At 47.9% G+C, this 18410-nt stretch carries 17 protein-coding genes, 1 tRNA gene and 1 riboswitch; of the genes, 8 read left to right on the forward strand and 10 right to left on the reverse strand.

All coding sequences use genetic code 11. From position 1 onward, the window contains the following. The first annotated feature begins 63 nt into the window (after positions 1–63). Entirely contained in the window at positions 64–1506 is a 1443-nt protein-coding gene (locus H6995_15850; protein ID MCP5216477.1) for a sodium/proline symporter, read from the forward strand. Between the two features lie 145 nt (positions 1507–1651). Further along, positions 1652–2170 (forward strand): ACT domain-containing protein, encoded by a 519-nt coding sequence (locus tag H6995_15855; protein MCP5216478.1) that lies wholly within the window; start codon positions 1652–1654, stop codon positions 2168–2170. 58 nt (positions 2171–2228) lie between these two features. Here the strand turns inward: H6995_15855 and H6995_15860 are convergent, their stop codons facing one another. Further along, complete coding sequence (locus H6995_15860; protein ID MCP5216479.1) at positions 2229–4463, reverse strand: NADP-dependent isocitrate dehydrogenase; 2235 nt, start codon at positions 4461–4463, stop codon at positions 2229–2231. Positions 4464–4729: 266 nt separating this feature from the next. Then, positions 4730–4858, forward strand: a riboswitch (TPP riboswitch). A gap of 57 nt (positions 4859–4915) precedes the next feature. Between H6995_15860 and H6995_15865 the strand changes: the two genes are divergently transcribed. The 4 genes from H6995_15865 (at position 4916) to H6995_15880 (ending at position 8861) form a co-directional block, all read left to right on the forward strand. Beyond that, positions 4916–7030 carry a TonB-dependent receptor gene (locus tag H6995_15865; GenBank protein MCP5216480.1) on the forward strand — a complete coding sequence of 705 codons (2115 nt, stop codon included), beginning with the start codon at positions 4916–4918 and terminating at the stop codon, positions 7028–7030. Between the two features lie 61 nt (positions 7031–7091). Then, on the forward strand, positions 7092–7355 hold the full coding sequence (locus tag H6995_15870) for a thiamine-binding protein (GenBank protein ID MCP5216481.1): 264 nt from the start codon (positions 7092–7094) through the stop codon (positions 7353–7355). Then, positions 7348–7977 (forward strand): nicotinamide mononucleotide transporter, encoded by a 630-nt coding sequence (locus H6995_15875; protein MCP5216482.1) that lies wholly within the window; start codon positions 7348–7350, stop codon positions 7975–7977. The genes H6995_15870 and H6995_15875 overlap by 8 nt, the downstream gene beginning before the upstream one ends. Next, a complete protein-coding gene (locus H6995_15880; protein MCP5216483.1) occupies positions 7923–8861 on the forward strand; it encodes a phosphotransferase family protein in 939 nt (312 codons plus the stop codon). Before H6995_15875 ends, H6995_15880 begins: the two co-directional genes overlap by 55 nt. Before the next feature lie 38 nt (positions 8862–8899). Here the strand turns inward: H6995_15880 and H6995_15885 are convergent, their stop codons facing one another. The 3 genes from H6995_15885 to dnaB all read right to left on the reverse strand — a co-directional run bounded on the left by H6995_15885 (position 8900) and on the right by dnaB (position 12390). Continuing rightward, entirely contained in the window at positions 8900–9676 is a 777-nt protein-coding gene (locus tag H6995_15885) for an HDOD domain-containing protein (GenBank protein ID MCP5216484.1), read from the reverse strand. A gap of 193 nt (positions 9677–9869) precedes the next feature. Beyond that, entirely contained in the window at positions 9870–10949 is a 1080-nt protein-coding gene (alr, locus tag H6995_15890; protein ID MCP5216485.1) for an alanine racemase, read from the reverse strand. Between the two features lie 64 nt (positions 10950–11013). Beyond that, positions 11014–12390: a replicative DNA helicase gene (gene dnaB, locus H6995_15895; GenBank protein MCP5216486.1), complete on the reverse strand. Its 1377-nt coding sequence runs from the start codon at positions 12388–12390 to the stop codon at positions 11014–11016. Positions 12391–12412: 22 nt separating this feature from the next. Between dnaB and H6995_15900 the strand changes: the two genes are divergently transcribed. Then, entirely contained in the window at positions 12413–12592 is a 180-nt protein-coding gene (locus H6995_15900; GenBank protein ID MCP5216487.1) for a hypothetical protein, read from the forward strand. A gap of 194 nt (positions 12593–12786) precedes the next feature. Here H6995_15900 and rplI read toward each other — a convergent pair whose 3' ends face one another. From rplI to rnr, 6 genes are all read right to left on the reverse strand, one after another. Next, positions 12787–13233, reverse strand: coding sequence for a 50S ribosomal protein L9 (gene rplI, locus H6995_15905; protein ID MCP5216488.1), 447 nt, complete (start codon positions 13231–13233; stop codon positions 12787–12789). 57 nt (positions 13234–13290) lie between these two features. Beyond that, on the reverse strand, positions 13291–14151 hold the full coding sequence (locus H6995_15910; protein ID MCP5216489.1) for a hypothetical protein: 861 nt from the start codon (positions 14149–14151) through the stop codon (positions 13291–13293). Positions 14152–14166: 15 nt separating this feature from the next. After that, positions 14167–14394 (reverse strand): 30S ribosomal protein S18, encoded by a 228-nt coding sequence (gene rpsR / locus H6995_15915; GenBank protein ID MCP5216490.1) that lies wholly within the window; start codon positions 14392–14394, stop codon positions 14167–14169. A 72-nt stretch (positions 14395–14466) separates the two neighbouring features. Next, positions 14467–14922: a 30S ribosomal protein S6 gene (rpsF, locus tag H6995_15920; protein ID MCP5216491.1), complete on the reverse strand. Its 456-nt coding sequence runs from the start codon at positions 14920–14922 to the stop codon at positions 14467–14469. Positions 14923–15086: 164 nt separating this feature from the next. Next, entirely contained in the window at positions 15087–15851 is a 765-nt protein-coding gene (gene rlmB / locus H6995_15925) for a 23S rRNA (guanosine(2251)-2'-O)-methyltransferase RlmB (protein ID MCP5216492.1), read from the reverse strand. Positions 15852–15868: 17 nt separating this feature from the next. Then, a complete protein-coding gene (gene rnr, locus H6995_15930) occupies positions 15869–18190 on the reverse strand; it encodes a ribonuclease R (protein MCP5216493.1) in 2322 nt (773 codons plus the stop codon). 122 nt (positions 18191–18312) lie between these two features. On the opposite strand from rnr, the gene H6995_15935 reads away from it, so the two are divergent. Then, positions 18313–18399: transfer RNA gene (locus H6995_15935), tRNA-Leu, on the forward strand. The last annotated feature ends 11 nt before the right edge of the window (positions 18400–18410 follow it).

Below are 18410 nucleotides of genomic sequence, written 5' to 3' on the forward strand. Positions count from 1 at the left end.
AAAAACCTAGCCCAATCCGAACTCAAGGTTAAGTCTATGATAGATAAATCCGCCTCGATACAGATTATCTTTTCCTTTCTTGGGTTCATGCTGATGTTTACGACGATTGGTCTATCGTCAATTTTTAAAAGTCGGGGAACTCGGCATGATTATTATCTTGCGGATAGCACTGTTCAGCCGTGGCTGGTTGGTTTATCTGCGGTGGCGACCAACAATAGCGGCTACATGTTTATCGGGGTTATCGGTTATACCTATGCGACCGGGCTAGCTTCAATTTGGTTGATGATAGGGTGGATTGTTGGTGATTTTTTAGCATCGTTGTTTGTTCACTCACGCCTGCGCCAAGCAACGGCCAGTAGCGGGGAAGTCAGTTATGCCGGTGTGCTTAGTCATTGGTATGGAGGAAATCACGATAAGCTTCAGCGCCTCATCGGGATTATTTCTTTGATTTTTTTGATGGCCTATGCCGGTGCGCAGTTGATTGCGGGTGGTAAAGCGCTGCATGTGTTGTTCAATTGGCCGCTTTGGGCCGGGGCGGTCATTGGGGCAATAATGGTTGCGCTTTACTGTTTCGCGGGTGGTATTCGGGCTTCCATCTGGACTGATGCTGCGCAATCGGGTGTGATGCTTATCGCTATGGCGCTATTGTTAGTTGTTAGCGTAGTGGCACTAGGTGGCGTTGATAGTGTTATTGTCAGCATGGGAAAAGTGGATGGTTTTCTTGATTGGTTCCCTAAAGATTTAGCACTGCCAGGGGTGGCCGGAGGAGTGTTGTTTGCTGTCAGCTGGTTATTTGCAGGATTATCAGTTATCGGACAGCCGCATGTGATGGTTCGTTTTATGGCGCTTGATGATGACAATAATATGCGCAAAGCACGCATTTGGTATTACTTATGGTTTTCTGGATTCTACTGTCTGGCAACCGGCGTTGGTCTGCTGTCGCGTCTGTATTTGGTGGATACTGGCAGTTTTGATGCAGAACTTGCCTTACCCACAATGGCGCTTGAACTACTGCCGCCGATATTGGTTGGGCTGATTCTGGCAGGAATCTTCGCCGCGACTATGTCTACTGCAGATTCACTGGTGTTGAGTTGCTCTGCTGCCGTTACCCATGATTTATTACCGAAGAACATTGAACGACCTCTCTTGATTAAACTCACCACCATTGCCATTACCGGCTGTGCGTTACTATTGGCGCTAACCAATAATCAAAGTGTTTTTAGCTTGGTGATTATGTCCTGGTCTGGGCTTGCTAGTGCCTTCGCACCATTGCTCTTAGCCCTTTGTGTGGGCTGGAAGCCTGGACAGGGATTGAGCATTGCGGCAGCCATTTTGGGCTTATCTGTCGCGCTATTTTGGCGGTATATGGGTTGGCATCATGCGGTTTATGAAGGGTTGCCGGGCATTTTGACCGGGGCTGTTGTGATTGCCCTTGGTCAAGTCAAGTTTGCCAGAGACCTGAGCAGTTGGTTTGGCGGAATGGTATTACGTTCCAGAGGCAGATAAAATTTCCAGCGATTTTGTCATCTGATTAAATACTTGTTGAGGTAAACCGAATACGCAGGGATGATGGTAAATTAACAAGGCTCTATTTATAATGGGTAACCAAGAAGCCTGCTAATTGAGACACCCTAACCAAGCGTATCTGCCTATGTCGACGTCCATCGTATTAACTGTGATCACCAATGACCGCCCGGGCATAGTAGAAACCTTATCGCAAACCTTGGCGTCACACGGTGGTAATTGGACAGAGAGCAGTATGCTGTCATTGGCTGGAAAGTTTGCTGGAATTTTGATGGCAAATGTACCGGATGGCCAAGTGGATGATTTGATTGCTGACCTAAAATCATTGAGCTTAACCGGACTGCAGATTGTGGTGGAGCGAACTACGGCGTTACCACGACCTGAAGGTGCGCGCGAGTTTTCTCTGGAATTAGTAGGTCAGGACCGCCCTGGGATTGTGCGGGATATTACCCGGATATTGGCGAAGCATCATATTAATGTCGAAGAGTTGGACACCGAATGTCAGGATGCATCGATGTCAGGTGAGAGCCTCTTTATTGCCAATGCCCGCTTATTGGTGCCATCCACCACCTCGCTCAGTGCTGTACAAGATGAGCTGGAAAATTTGGCGAATGAGTTGATGGTGGATATCAAGCTGGAAGAATAGCTATGGCATCAGGCGATGATCGTTGGAATAACTAAGCGACCATCACCTGCCCATAGTGCTACTGAATTAATGCCTCATTCAATATCGCGTTCAAGGTAGCGCTAGGGCGCATCACCTTTTTAACCGTCTCTCTTTTCGCGTGGTAGTAGCCGCCTAATTCAGCCGGGTGGCCCTGAGCTTCACTTAACTCCCGGATAATCTGTTCTTCATTTTCAGCGAGCTCTTTTGCGAAGGGAGCAAATTGAGCGGCAAGTTCCGAATCGTCGGTTTGAGTTGCTAACTCCTGAGCCCAATACATGCCCAGATAAAAGTGGCTGCCACGATTATCCAATTCACCAGTCTTGCGAGATGGCGATTTGTTATTGGTGAGTAATTTTCCGGTAGCGGTGTCCAGGGTTTTGGCTAGGATTTTTGCTCTGGGGTTATTCTGCTTCATTCCCATATCTTCCAGGGAAACAGCTAGCGCTAAAAACTCACCCAAGGAGTCCCAGCGCAAATGGTTTTCTTCTTCAACCTGCTGCACGTGTTTCGGAGCGGAGCCGCCCGCGCCGGTCTCATACATGCCGCCACCCGCCAACATTGGCACAATGGAGAGCATTTTCGCAGAGGTGCCTAACTCCAAAATTGGGAATAGGTCGGTTAGATAGTCACGTAGAACATTACCAGTAACGGAAATGGTGTTCTTGCCGCGGATCAAACGCTCCATTGAATAGCGAATGGCGTAGTCGTAGGACATGATATGAATATCCAGGCCCTCAGTATCATGAGTTTTGAGGTATTCTTTCACCTTCTTCGCCAGTTCCATGTCATGGGCCCGCTCTGCATCGAGCCAAAATACGGCGGGAGTGTCGGACAAACGCGCACGACTGACTGCGAGTTTAACCCAATCACGTACGGGTTCATCCTTGGTCTGGCAGGCGCGCCATATATCACCCTTTTCCACCTCGTGTTGCATCAAAACCTTGCCGGTGCTATCAACGATACGCATCGTGCCATCTTGCTTAATTTCGAAGGTCTTGTCGTGGGAACCGTACTCTTCCGCTTTTTTTGCCATTAAGCCCACGTTAGGTACGCTGCCCATAGTGGTTGGGTCAAACGCGCCGTTGGTCTTGCAGAAGTTAATCACCTCCTGATAAATACGTGCGTAGGTGCTTTCTGGCATGACGGCTTTGGTGTCTTTGAGTTTGCCATCCGGCCCCCACATTTGGCCTGAACTGCGAATCATAGCAGGCATTGAGGCATCGACAATAACGTCACTGGGTACATGTAGATTGGAGATGCCCTTTACCGAGTCAACCATCGCCATTTCTGGGCGAGAGGCATAAACTGCTTGAATATCGGCTTCAATCTCTTCGCGCTTTGATCGGGGTAGGCTAGCGATTTTGTCATAAACACTGCTCAAACCATTGTTTGGATTTACGCCTAGTTCGGCGAATAGCTCGCCATATTTTTTAAATATGTCTTTGTAGAAAACAGTTACCGCATGGCCAAATACTATGGGGTGGGATACTTTCATCATGGTTGCTTTTACATGCAAAGACCACATCACCCCGGACTCTTTGGCGTCCTCCAGGGTTTCCTCGAAGAATCGTCGTAGTGCTTTGCTGCTCATAAACATGGCATCGAGGATTTCGCCCTGCTCCAGAGATAATTCTTTTTTTAGTTCTATGGTGCCATCTTTAGCAACGAACTCAATGCGAACATCGGTCGCTTGCTCCATGGTGATGGACTTTTCGCTGGAAAAGAAATCACCTCCGCGCATGTAATCAGCATGAGAAGAGGAGGATTTTCGCCACTTGCCCATCGAGTGGGGGAATTTGCGGACATAATCTTTGACTGCTGCTGGAGCGCGGCGATCCGAATTACCTTCACGTAAAACCGGATTTACCGCACTACCGAGCGCTTTGGCGTATCTTGCTTGAATCTCCAGGTCAGTTTCGCTGCTGGGTGCTTCCGGATAATCGGGAATGTTGTAGCCCTGTGATTGTAACTCGGCTATACAGTCTTTCAGCTGCGGAATAGAAGCGCTGATATTGGGCAGCTTGATGATGTTTGCATCTGGATCCTGAGTTAGCGCACCTAAAAAAGCGAGACCATCAGCTACTTTCTGATCCTCAGTCAATCTTTCAGGAAAGAGCGAAAGGATTCTGCTGGCCAGAGAAATGTCACTCAATTTTATTTCGATGCCAGCGGCAGATGTAAACTTCCTCACGATAGGAAGTAGTGAACAGGTTGCGAGAGATGGCGCTTCATCAGTCAATGTGTAATAGATCGTTTGTGTTTTACTGGTCATTAGATTTCCGATAAAAATTCGCAAAAAGGGTGATTAGAGTCTAATCCTGGCCCGAAAAAAGGGTGTGAAGGAAGAATATAAGTCCACTTTCCAGATGTCCAGCGTAAAGATCAGGATCGGCTACTTGGCGCAAGTTAAGACCATAGAAAGCCAAAATTTTAATACATTTGATTATTTACTTAATGGTGTGCTATCGCTGATAATGCGGGTTGCGCAAAAAATATTAGCATGCGCTCGTTTATCTTGCGTATCGACGTAAGATAAACAAACAGTCCTAGGGGTGGCTTCCAGCCTGAGATTTGTCGTCAGCAAAAGCGTAAGCGTTTGAGTGCGACATAAACCCTTTGAACCTGATCCGGTTAATGCCGGCGTAGGGATAGGGATCTTTTCAATAGATACATTCTGCGCTTCGCACTCCGGGTCTCTTTTAGCAATTTTAAGGAGACACAGAGATGAAACTTAAACCTTTATTGAGAACTAAGCTGCTCTTGCCTGCAGCCTTTCTGCCTGCGCTGGCCCTAGCGGATGGCGCTATCGAAGAAATTATCGTCAATGCGGATTTCCGCGATGTCAAGTTGATGCAAATTCCCGCCAGTTTGAGTGTTGTGTCCAGTGAGACTATCGCCGCTCGGAATGCGCGACATTTTGATGAAATACTCAACGCCGCACCCAACGTTAATTATGCTGCTGGTGCTTCCCGTGGCCGCTACATTCAATTGCGCGGGATCGGTGAACGCAGTCAGTTTGTGGATCCGGTCAATCCATCAGTTGGTGTGATGATTGACGATATGGATTTCAGTGGTATTGGCAATGCGGGTACTCTGTTTGATATCAAGCAAGTCGAAATACTACGTGGTCCGCAAGGCACGCGCTTTGGTAATAATGCCTTGGCGGGGCTGGTTTATTTAACGTCAAATCAACCCACCGAGACATTTGAGGGAGTGTTGGAAGGGAGTGCGGCAAATTATGATACTTGGAGTACTGGGGCAGTTATCAGTGGTCCACTAACTGAAACTTTGCTCGGAAGGGTTGCGATTCAGCAATATCAAAGTGATGGGTTTATCGACAATAAATATCTCAACAAAGAGGATACCAACAACCGGGACGAGCTGACGGTGCGTGGTAAATTACGCTGGCTGGCAACGGATAACATCAGCTTTGATTTGTCACTGTTTTATGCTGATATCGATAACGGCTACGATGCCTTCTCATTAGATAATAACCGTAATACCTTATCGGATGAGCCAGGCGAAGACTGCCAAGAAAGCACGGCTGTTTCAATCAAGGCCGTTTGGGAAATGCAGGCAGGTGTCACACTGGAAACGGTGCTGGCCTACCAGGACTCCGATCTGAAATACGGTTACGATGAAGATTGGAGCTTTGTCGGCATTCATCCCTGGGAATATCATTCGGTGGATAACTATGTGCGCGACCGTGATCAGTTGAGTTTTGACTTACGGTTGCTGTCACAGGAGTCAAGCTCAATCTTCAATGGTTCAACTAGCTGGGTGATTGGGCTCTATTTTGAGGATCAGGAAGAACAACTTGAAAGAGCCTATACCTATGGTGATGTACCGCTGTTTGAAAGTGATTCTGAAATGCAAACGCTGGCGCTCTATGGTGAGCTAGAATCACAATTGGCGGACAATTTGATTTTGAAGGTCGGGGCGCGTGTGGAGCAGTTTGAGCATGACTATCAGGATAATATTGGTATTAACAGCACTCCTGATGAAGATCTCTGGGGGGGGCAAATCAGTCTGGAGTATCAACTCAATGACAATAGTATGCTCTATGCGTTGGTGTCGAGAGGTTATAAGGCAGGCTCAGTTAATGGCAACGCTTTAGGTAAGGCCTTATTGCGTGGTTGGACGCCGACCCTGGTTAATTTTCTGACAGACCACTTGGCATTTGATACGGAAACACTGCTTAATTTTGAATTAGGTTTGAAGGGCAGCTATTTCGAGGATCGTCTACAGACAAGGCTGTCGTTATTCCGTATGGATCGCAGCGATATGCAGCTCAAAGCCTGGGTTGTCGATGGGGTGCAATTTGCCGGTTATATCGACAACGTTAAACAGGGCGAAAACTATGGGCTGGAAATTGAAACGACTTGGCAAGCAACGGAAGGCCTACAATTATTTGTCAGTGTTGGGCTGTTGGAAACGGAGCTGGGAGATACTTTTCTTGTCGATGATGTAGACTTAGGCCTAGTGAACAAAAAAGGTCGCGAGCAAGCGCATGCGCCGAAGTACCAGTTTAATTTGGGAGCTCAATTGGATTTTACACAGCGCTTCTTTACTCGGTTAGAGGTGGAGGGGAAAGATGAGTTTTACTATTCCAACAGCCATGACACCAAGTCAGAGGCTTTTGAATTGGTTAATTTAACCCTGGGGTATCGTGGAGAGCATTTTGATTTATCCTTGTGGAGTCGCAATCTGCTAGACAAGGACTACGGCGTACGTGGCTTCCGCTTTGGTAATGACCCGCGTGATTTTTATGCCACTCATACCTATGTGCAGTTGGGTGAGCCGCGGGTTTTCGGGGTGACGGGTAAATATCGTTTTTAATTTTCTAAAATACCGAGTGGTTGTTTGCGCAAACACTCGGTTACTAGTGTTGAGGTAGGGAATGCAAATTTCAGTAGAAATCAGTATGTACCCCTTGCGGGATGAGTTTTTACCGGCGATCAGTGATTTTATTGAGATGCTCAATCGCAGCGATGCGGTGGAAGTGAAGACTAACAGCATGAGTACGCAGTTATTTGGTGAATTTGATCAGGTAATGGCGTTGCTTCAGGCAGCAATCAAATACTCCTTTGAACGTTACGGTAAAGTAGTGTTTGCAACTAAATTCCTACACGGCGATACCCGGCTCGCAAGCGGTTATGAGTGATGATCTGGCGGCAATAAATGCCGCAGTGCAGGCTATGTCATTATTGGAGTTGAGTGCTGTTGCTTTGGGCGTGGCTTATCTGTTGCTGGCGATGAAGGAAAAAATCTTGTGTTGGTATGCAGCATTTCTAGGCACGGCATTATCCATTTACATATTTTGGAACGTCAATTTACTGATGGAGTCGGCGTTACAAATTTATTATTTGATGATGGCTGTGTATGGGTGGTATCAGTGGAAGTATGGCGCTCGCCATCAGGGTCAGCTATCTATTAGTACCTGGTCGCTACCTATACATCTGATGGCGATTGCCGGGGTGCTTGGCTGTTCGGCAATTTCCGGCTACTTACTCACAGAAAACTCGCAAGCAGCCTGGCCCTACCTGGATTCTTTCACCACCTGGGGTAGTATTGTCACCACCTACATGGTAGCCAAAAAAGTACTTGAAAACTGGATTTATTGGTTAGCAATTGACAGTATATCGATTTTTTTATATCTCGATCGACAACTCTATTTGTACGCATTGTTGTTTATGGTCTATATTGTCATAGTAATTTTCGGGCTAATCGCATGGACACGACACTACCAAACTCAGGGAAAGAGCATTATCAGGCACCACGCGTAGAGCTGGAGCAAGCGCTTCAAACCTACCCGCACTGGAAACACATTGACTGCTCTACTCCCCCCTTCGTACTAGAACCGCTGGATGCCGGCTTAACTAACGATTGCTTTCTGGTTCAGGCTGGTGCTGAGCGTTGTATATTGCGTTTAAACGCCCGTAATAGCCGAGCGATGGGTTTGGATCGTGTGAATGAGCAAGTTGCACTAAGAATAGCTGAGCAGGCTGGACTTGGTCCGTTGGTCGTTTATTGTGCGCCCAGTCAAGGAGTACTGGTAACCAAATATCTTGAAGGTAATCACTGGTGTGTAGAAGAAGCGAAAACGGAACGGAATATTGAGCGTCTTGCGCAACTGTTAAAGCGCGTTCATGCGCTGCCCGGCATTGGTAAATACTTTATCCCAACGGATGTGACGGAGCGTTATCTCCGCGGCATTAAAGCCCAATTTTTAGTAGTTCCTCAACGCTTCCAAGCGCTAGAGGAAACCATGAACAGGCTGATGCGTGAATCTGCCAGGAAGTTTACTACTCGCTGCCTCTGCCATAATGATCCGGTATTAGGAAATATTATCGATAACGGAAAGCAGCTATTTTTGATTGATTGGGAATATGCGGCAATGGGGGATCCGCTTTTTGATATAGCCGTGGTGGTGCACAATTTAAAGTTCAATGAGGAGCAATTGCAGCAACTGTTGAGATATTACCTGGGTGGTCCAACGGATGTGATTACGCACCAACGTTTTCTTAATAATTATGCGATCTATATTTATATCGATATGCTTTGGTATTGGTTTAAGAGTACTGACGAGTCGTACAAAGGGTTCGGCGCTATTGCTGAAAGCAAGCTGGAGACACTTGTTGCAATCCTACATGAGTTAGGTGTTTCTTGATGAGGAAGAGCCGCTAGATGCTCGAAGATTGGCTGGTACTAGTGTAGTGAAGAACTAATCAAGCCTAATAGATTCCAAGCTTCGATCTGAGCAAACTCGATGGCTTCATCCATATCTTCCAAGTTCAGCTCGGTATAACCCCATACCCAAGGATCGATGAGTTGAATGTGATCGACCCCCTCTGTATTCTTGGTTTCCTGTTCCATCCAGCTTGCCGCGCGACTAGCGATATGCAGTAAGGCCGCAGCCTGTAGATCGATTTGTGCATTTTGCGGTTCGTGCTGATAGCGCACTGCGTCTACCAGTGTCTCCGGCAGTTGCCATATTTTAAGCAATTCGGCACCGCATTCGGCGAAGGTAAAACCAAGCACAGCTTGCTCCTGTCGCTGTGGACAATCTTCCACGGTCACTTCGAGAATTTGGCGCGCAGCGTCCGGTACGCCTGCCAGCACCATTAGTTTGCCCAAATTATGTAGTAGGCCAATTACGAACAGACGCTCGACATCTCTTACTTGTGCGGTTTTACCTAAGAACCGCATGACTAAGCCGGTATCGACGTTATGCCGCCAAAAACTGTCCATATCCACCAAGTTAGGGTCGATATTCGCAAAGGATGAAGCCACTGATGTCGCTAGCACCAAATTACTTAGTTCGTTCGAGCCGATCAGGGTAATGGCCCGGGGAATCGTTTCAATTTGTGCTGGAAAATTATAAAACGGACTGTTAGCGATTTTCAGTAGTCTGGCAGCAAGGCCTGCATCTAATGAGATGAGCTCCGCCATTTGATCAACGGTGGAGTGCCCGTCTTTTATCATGCTTGAAAGCTTCAGATAAATATCAGGTAAAGAAAATAGTTGGCTAGATTTTTGAGCAAGTTCAGCGGCGCTGACCATAGTGTACCTTCTTGATGCTCTACCCGAGCAAGTATTGAAAAACACGACCCGAAACAGGGCTCCCTTCCAGCATTATTATTTTTAAATCTATTATGCTGAGGATAGCAGAATAATTTTAAATTTCCACGTAGGCTCTAGGTACCCGCAGGGATATTTGGCAGAGCAGTTCATAAGGAATAGTATTTGCGAGTTCGGCAATATTTTCTACCGCTAACCCCTGGCCCCAAAGCGTAACTGATGCCCCAACCTGAGTGTCGGGGAAATCGGTAATGTCGATGCTAAAACTATCCATTGATATGCGCCCAACTATGCCTGCAACTTTTCCGTTTAACAGTATGGGGGCTCCGTTCGGCAAAGCGCGTGGATAGCCATCTCCGTAACCGATAGCGACCACTGCGATACGGCTAGGTCGCTTGGTAACCCAGTTTGCCCCGTAACCAACGGTTTCGCCGACGTTCAATTCTTGTATTGCAATAATGGTCGATTTTAGCGTCATTACCGGTTTTAATGCGCTATTGTGTTGGCGCCAATTAAGTAGTGGAGATGCGCCAAAAAGCATCACACCAGGTCGGACCCAATCTTTATGAGTTGTTGGCCAAGCCATGATAGCCGCTGAATTTGCTAAACTCTTAGTGGCATCTATACCGCCGGTGAGCTGGTCAAACAGTTGGCATTGCTTGTCTGTCATGGGGTTATCGGGATCGTCAGCACAGGCGAAGTGACTCATTAAACGAACCTGCGTCACATTGGGTGAAGCATGTAACCTCTGGTAGGCAGCTTGAAACTGTGCTGGTGTTATACCGATACGGTGCATACCGGAGTCCAGTTTGAGCCAAATGGTAAAGGGTTTCGTGCAGGTGATGCTTTCCAGCAATTTAATCTGGTTAAGCTGGTGTACCACCAGGTCTAAGTGCAGCTGTTCTGCCAGTTTAAGCTCTTCAAGGTTGGCTACCCCGTGAAGTACGGTAATCGGTGAGCGGATGCCAGCTTCGCGTAGCTCAACTGCCTCATCAATAATGGCGACAGCGAAGGCATCGGCCTGAGCAAGTGCCTGTGCTACCTGAACCATGCCGTGGCCATAGGCGTTGGCCTTAATGACGGGCATTATTTTCTGGTTGGGTGCGTACTGCTTAACCAGTTCAAAATTATGGCGTAATGCCGCTAGATTAATGAGCGCCTGGGTAGCTCGAGTCACAGATGCATATCCGAGGGAAATTTGAATTAGGGTAAGTTAGTGTACGAGTTGTGTGGGCGTATTTCTAATACTCATCATAATTGCCATGTGCCAAATCTTCAAAGCGAGTGTATTTGCCAATAAAGGCTAGGCGCCTTGTACCGATGGGGCCATTACGTTGTTTGCCAATGATGATTTCTGCGATACCTTTATCTGGGCTATCTTCGTTGTAAACTTCATCACGATAGATAAAGGCGATAACATCAGCGTCCTGCTCAATCGAGCCTGACTCGCGCAAGTCGGACATCACCGGGCGTTTATTGGGGCGTTGTTCCAGGCTTCGATTGAGCTGTGATAAAGAAACCACCGGGACATGCAGCTCCTTGGCTAACGCTTTTAAAGAGCGGGATATTTCGGAAATTTCACCAACTCGGTTTTCACTCCGTTCTTTAACTTGCATCAACTGTAAATAATCGATCATGATAAGGGCAGGCTGGCCGTGCTCTCTGGCAATACGACGGGCTCGTGAACGTACATCTGTCGGTGACAATGAAGGCGTGTCGTCAATAAAGAGTTTTTTATCCTTGAGCAGGCTAACAGCCGAAGTGAGTCTTGGCCAATCATCATCATCTAGTTGGCCGGTACGTATTTTGGTTTGATCAATTCGGCCAAGAGAAGAAAGCATACGCATAATGAGCGACTCTCCTGGCATTTCCATGCTGAAAACAATGACCGGTTTGTCTCCTTGGATAACCGCGTGTTCAACGATATTCATCGCGAAAGTAGTTTTCCCCATCGAAGGGCGGCCTGCAATAATGATCAAATCTGAAGGCTGAAGACCGGCAGTCATAGTGTCTATATCGCTGTAGCCAGTGCTCAATCCGGTAATGGCATTATCGGAATGGTAGAGCTCGTCGATCCTTTCAATGGCCTTCGTTAAGAGAGGGTTTACTTCCTTTGGTCCGACAGTATTGGGGCGCTCCTCAGCAATCTGGAAGACCTTGCGCTCAGCATCATCCAATATTTCGGTGCTACTACGGCCACCAGTATCGAAGGCATCTCCAGCAATTTCATTGGCGACAGAAATTAACTGACGTAAAATTGAGCGTTCGCGTACGATGTCCGCATAGGCTTTAATATTTGAAACGCTGGGGGTGTTTTTGGCGAGCTCACCCAAATAAGAGAGGCCACCGACAGCTTCAAGCTCATTGGTTTTGCTGAGCGCCTCCGAGAGCGTGATGACATCCAGAGGGCTGGTATTTTCGACCAGTTTGGACATCATTCGAAAGATCAACCGATGTTCCTGCCGGTAGAAGTCCTTATCGACCACTACCTCAGATACGGCATCCCAGGCATTATTATCTAGCATCAGACCACCGAGCACGGACTGTTCCGCCTCAATAGAATGAGGCGGCAGTTTGAGCGCAGAGGTTTCGCGGTCGATTAGGGCTGGTTTAGTCATACGGCTGTTAAGGGGCCATTAATTGGATGACGTTGGTTTGGGGAGTTGTCTTTTTGGTGGTGATAAGAATGACGAAAATGGAGTCACCTTGTACTTAAGGTTGAGTGATCAGCGCCAACAAAAAGGCAAAACCGCTAAAGGTTTATTGTCCATTAATGTCTCCCGACAAGCAATCTTTTGGATAAAAAGGGGTGAAGCCTAAAACACCTCAAGCAGCGGCATTTATGACGGCTGTTTTACGGAAGTGTATTTACGGGAGCATAGGGGCATACAGCTAATAATGATGGGCACTGAATGCGTGCCTGATGGCAGATAGGGAACATCCTCCAGTCTGAATAGTCAACTGGAGGACTGTCACTATCAACCTCTTTTCCGAAAGAAAGAGGTTGCTAAGCGTTATTCTGCTTCAACAATAATTTTTACAGCGACCATTACATCAGTATGTAACTGTATGTTGATGTCGTACATGCCGACCTGTCGAATAGGACCTTCTGGCATGCGAACTTCACGCTTTTCTACCAAATTACCAGCGGCTGAAACTGCGTCTGCAATATCTTTGGTACCGACGGAACCAAAGAGTTTACCTTCTTCACCAGCTTTCGCAGTGATAACGATTTCCTTGCCTTCAAGCCCTTGTGAGCGTGAGTCCGCAGAGGCTTTAGCTTCAGCAGCAGCTTTTTCAAGCTCGGCACGACGAGTTTCGAAGTCTGCCAAGTTCTGCTCCGTGGCAGACACTGCTTTCCCGTAGGGGATAAGGTAGTTGCGGCCGTAACCTGATTTTACTGCGACTTTATCGCCCAGATTGCCCAATTTACCAACTTTTTCTAACAATATAACTTCCATCGTGATTTCCTCTATAAGCCTCTTTGCTGGATTAAGGCGAGCTCAATGTTGCAATAACTACTCAGCACTAGGCCGAATACGCTGCCGAAAATCCAGCATACTGTCTAAAAAGGCCATGACAATTAATAAGGGATAAAGGTATGGCCCCATAAAAAACACTAAAATATAAAAAGCCAGCAACCATTGTGCTGGCAGTTTGCGAATACCCAAAACGCCATGCACGAGTGCAATCCCGGCAATAATAAAGGGCACCGACATCACCGGTATCCAACCCAAAACTATAGGATGTATACCGCCGCCGAAAACCATGATCAAGATCATGGGTAGCGCAATCACCTTCGGCAACACTAGCTGGTGAAACTCGGTCCGAAATCCACCAGGATTGTACAGTGATGCTTGCCACCAACGCGCAAGTATCAAACAACCGGTCATGGCAAACAGATGGACGCTGCCTAATATTCCAGCAAATAAGCGATACAGCCAATCGTCCAAATGTCGCCCAGTTTCGGCGCTGATTTCAGCGGCTAACTCCGCTAATACCTGTTTGCTGATTTTAATAGTTTCCGCTACCACTTCTGGTAACAGGATCGGCATCAACGCGCTCAGTCCTATTCCTAACAATACTCCCGCTAACAGAGTGTAAGCCCAGGATACCGTCGTTCTTAACACAATGGCTAGTAGTCCGCTGCCTGCGATGACGATCAGCGGTGTTGGATCCTTTTGCAGTACGACCCAAACAATAGTAGGGAAGCTCGCCCACAAAAATAAATTAGATCCTTCTGTGACACCTTTGCGCAGAACCGTCAGAGCAACAATGCCAGCACTTAGCCAAAAAAATAAAGGTACGGCGGCGCTTAGGGTAGCAACAGTAACGGCCTGAGTGCGGCCACGCATTGCGTATTCAGCGAGTGCACGCACGGCTATATTTGGTTGCTACTCGTGCGCATCCGTATATGGCAGCAGGGCGAGATACCTTGCCCGCTTGATGGCGGTTGCCAACTGGCGCTGGTAGCGTGCATTAGTGCCAGTAATACGACTGGGTACAATTTTCCCGGTCTCGGTCACAAATGCTTTTAACGTTTCTAAATCTTTGTAATCTATTTCTTTAATGCCTTCCGCAGTAAAGCGGCAGTACTTACGGCGACGAAAATAACGGGCCATTTGAATTCTCCTGAAACTTGTGGGTCTGGTATCAACCTAAATAAAAGAGTACCTGCTCGATAAAAGAAAAACCTAGCTTTTTTCTAGGGAACCTTCTTCCTCTTCTGCATCATCATCCGTCTCTACGTTGTCTGAGGAATCTATAGAGTCCTCGTTATTGTCTTCGACGGATCGAGGCTTATGCCTAGTTTCGGAGCGGTCTTCTCGGCTTTCATTGGCTTTGATTGGCGAAATGCCGGTGACAGCTTCTTTGCAGGTGATAACCAGATTGCGAATCACTGCATCGTTAAATCTGAAGGAATAGTTTAGTTCGTTCAGTGCTTCGGTGTTGCATTCGATATTCATCAGCACATAATGTGCCTTGTGAATTTTATTGATGGGGTAGGCAAGCTGTCTTCGCCCCCAGTCTTCCAGGCGGTGAACTTGTCCGCCACTGTCCTTGACGATAGAGGTGTAACGGTCAATCATGGCCGACACCTGATCACTTTGGTCAGGGTGCACGAGGAATACTACTTCGTAGTGTCGCATTGTCTCTCCTTACGGATTAGGCAGCCTCCCAACATAAGGTTAGTGAGGCAAGGAGTTAATAGGGTATATTTTTCAGAACGGCGCATTCTAGACAACCAGCCAGCCAGATGCAAGCGCTTGAAACAATTTATCATTTGTTTTAATTAGAAGCGGCGGGGAAAGCGCTACTTTTGTGGTTGTGATCTTTGCCGTACCGCTTCGAACAGGCATACGCCAGTGGCGACAGAAACATTGAGGCTGCTCACCTCCCCCGCCATTGGGATATAGACCAGCTCATCGCAAGTTTCTCGTGTCAGTCGGCGCATACCTTTCCCCTCGGAGCCCATCACCAGTACTCGGGGGCCGGTGAGGTCAGCGCAATACAGTACTTGTGCACTTTCATCGACGGCGGCGCCAGTAATCCATAGCCCCCGTGCCTGAAGCCATTTTAATGTTCTGGCGAGGTTAGTAACACGAACAAAGGGCAATGTTTCCGCCGCCCCTGATGAAACTTTACTCACGGTGGAGGTGATGGGAGCACTATTGTCCTTGGGAACGATTACGGCGTTGACGCCAGCCGCATCAGCTGTGCGCAGGCAAGCGCCTAAGTTATGTGGGTCGGTAACACCATCTAATACGAGCAATAGCGGCGCTAGTTCTAGGTTATCTAACAAATCTTCCAGATAGCCTTCGTCGAACTCTTGGCGGGCAGCGCAACGTGCTGCAACACCCTGATGATTACCATCCACCAAAGTATCCAGCTCTTCACGTTCGACTTGGAGCACGGGAACTTGTTTGTGATTTGCGACTTTTAATAGCTGTCTAATGCGCGAATTAAACTTGTCATTTTGCACCCATAATTGTTCTATGCGTTCCGGGCTGCGTTGCAGCAAGGCTTGCACTGGATGAAAGCCGTAAACTAGGCTCTTGGTTTCGGGGTCGTTCGTCATAGGTTTTGGTTAGTCCGCTAATTACCTTTGCGTTTACCTTTATAGCCCTTGCCTTTAGAGGTGCGTTTACCGCCTTTTTTTGGTTTACCAGAATTTTTCTTTTCCTGGGGTAATAGTTCAAAATCAATTTTACGTTCGTCGAGATCGACGCGCGCTACTCTGATCTCAATGCTATCGCCCAAGCGATAGCTAAAATGCGTGCGCTCGCCAGTGAGTCGGTGTTTGGCAGGGTCGAAATGATAGTAGTCGTTATCCAGGGCGCTGACATGCAGCAAGCCCTCCACATAGATATCTTGCAGCTCGATAAACAAACCAAAGGCGGTGACGCCGCTGATGACTCCAGCAAAGGTATCGCCAACATGATCGAGCATATACTCGCATTTCAACCAGAGCACGACATCACGCACGGCTTCGTCGGCACGCCGCTCAGTAAGTGAGCAGTGTTCGCCAAGATGAATCATGTCCGGTTGCTGATAGGGATAAATACGGGCACGTTGAATTGCCTTTGCGCCTTCAACCCGGCGTACATGGGAGGAGGTCATTTTACTGCGAATCACGGAGCGAATCGCACGATGCACCAACAAATCTGGATAGCGCCGAATGGGGGAGGTGAAGTGTGCGTAAGCTTCATAGGCGAGACCAAAATGCCCCACATTATCAGGGCTGTAGACTGCTTGCATCATCGAGCGCAACAACACTGTTTGGATCAGATGGGCATCTGGCCGCTCGGTAATTTGTAACACTAAATTTTGATAATCTTTAGCGCTGGGTTTGTCGGCACCGCTCAGGCTTAGGCCCAATTCGCCGATGAATTCGCGGAGCTTGGCTAGTTTTTCGGCGCTGGGGGTCTCGTGAATACGATACAACCCAGGCAGCTTATGCTGCTGTAAAAAGGTAGCCGCGGCGACATTAGCACAGAGCATGCATTCTTCGATCAACTTATGCGCTTCGTTTCGTTGCACGGGGACGATGCGCTCAATTTTACGCTCCGTACCAAAGATAATGCGCTGTTCCACGCTTTCAAAATCTATCGCGCCACGCAGTTCGCGCGCTGCGCGTAAGGTTTTGTATAGGTTATATAGCGTTTCCAGGGCGGGCACTACGGTTTGATATTGGTCTCGTAGTTGCTGTCCTTCTGAACTGTCTTGATGTTCGAGCATTTGGCTGACTTTGGTATAGGTCAACCGTGCTTGCGACTGAATCACCCCTTCAAAAAAGCAATAGTCGGTCATCACCCCCTGGGAATTGAGCTTCATCTCGCAGACCATAACCGGGCGATCGACATGGGGATTTAATGAACACAGATCATTGGAGAGCAGCTCCGGCAACATCGGGATCACCTGAGCGGGGAAATACACCGAGGTGCCGCGCAGGTGCGCCTCCTGGTCCAGGGGCGATCCTAGGGTGACGTAGTGGGAGACATCCGCAATGGCAACGTAGAGCAACCAGCCGTTTTTATCAGTTTTAGCATAAACCGCATCGTCAAAATCACGCGCATCTTCACCATCAATAGTGACAAAAGGAAGTTTTCGCAGATCGATGCGCTGCTGTAATTCCGAGGCTGTGATTTGCTTGTCAATCTTTTGCAAAGATTGGGTAACTTCTTGGGGCCACTCAAAAGGAATTGAATGAGTACGCAACGCCACATCGATTTCCATACCGGGAGCCATATGCTCACCCAGAATCTCAACCACTCGCCCAACTGCATTATTGCGTTTGCTCGGATAGACAGTGATTTCAACACTCACCATCTGGCCTTTGCGGGCTTTGCAGGGAGAGTCCTCCGACACTAATATATCCTGGTTAATACGTGGATTTTCCGGTACCACAAAGCCAACGCCATTGTCTTTGAAGTAGCGCCCGACCAGATATTGGTGAGCGCGCTCCAACACTTCTACAATGACCGCTTCTTTTTTGCCGCGGTGCTCAAACTCGGAGGGGCGCACCAGCACCCTGTCGCCATCCAATACCTTGTTCATTTGGCGGCTACTAATATAAAGATCATCGCCGCCGCCATCGGGAATAAAGAAGCCATAGCCGTCTTTCATTCCCTGCACCCGGCCCTTCAACAAATTCATCTTATCAATCAAGCCGAACGCCCCGCGCCGGTTTTGCATCAACTGGCCATCGCGTTGCATGGCGTTCAGGCGTCGCCGCAACGCTTCCATCGAAGCTTCGTCCTCTAAAGCGAGCTCAACGCAGAGTAACTCATGGGTCGCTGGACCGGCACGTTCTTTTAGATGAGTAAGAATAAACTCGCGACTGGGGATTGGTTTATCGTAGTTTGCGGCTTCGCGTTTAGCGAAGGGATCGGAAGCTGGTTTTTTGGATCGAGGCATCAGTCGTCTCTTTTGGGTGAACGCCTGCATTGTAGCGGGATTAGCTTGCTAACAGTAGCAAAATCCATTGACAATTTTGCCTCTCGGCAGTAAAGTGCGCGCCTCTATCTATGCCTCAAAATGCCCAGGTGGTGAAATTGGTAGACACGCTAGCTTCAGGTGCTAGTGATCGCAAGGTCGTGGAGGTTCAAGTCCTCTCCTGGGCACCATTTTGAAAAAC

Source organism: Pseudomonadales bacterium (genome assembly GCA_024234615.1).
In the GTDB taxonomy this organism is placed as follows: Bacteria; Pseudomonadota; Gammaproteobacteria; order Pseudomonadales; family IMCC2047; genus JAJFKB01.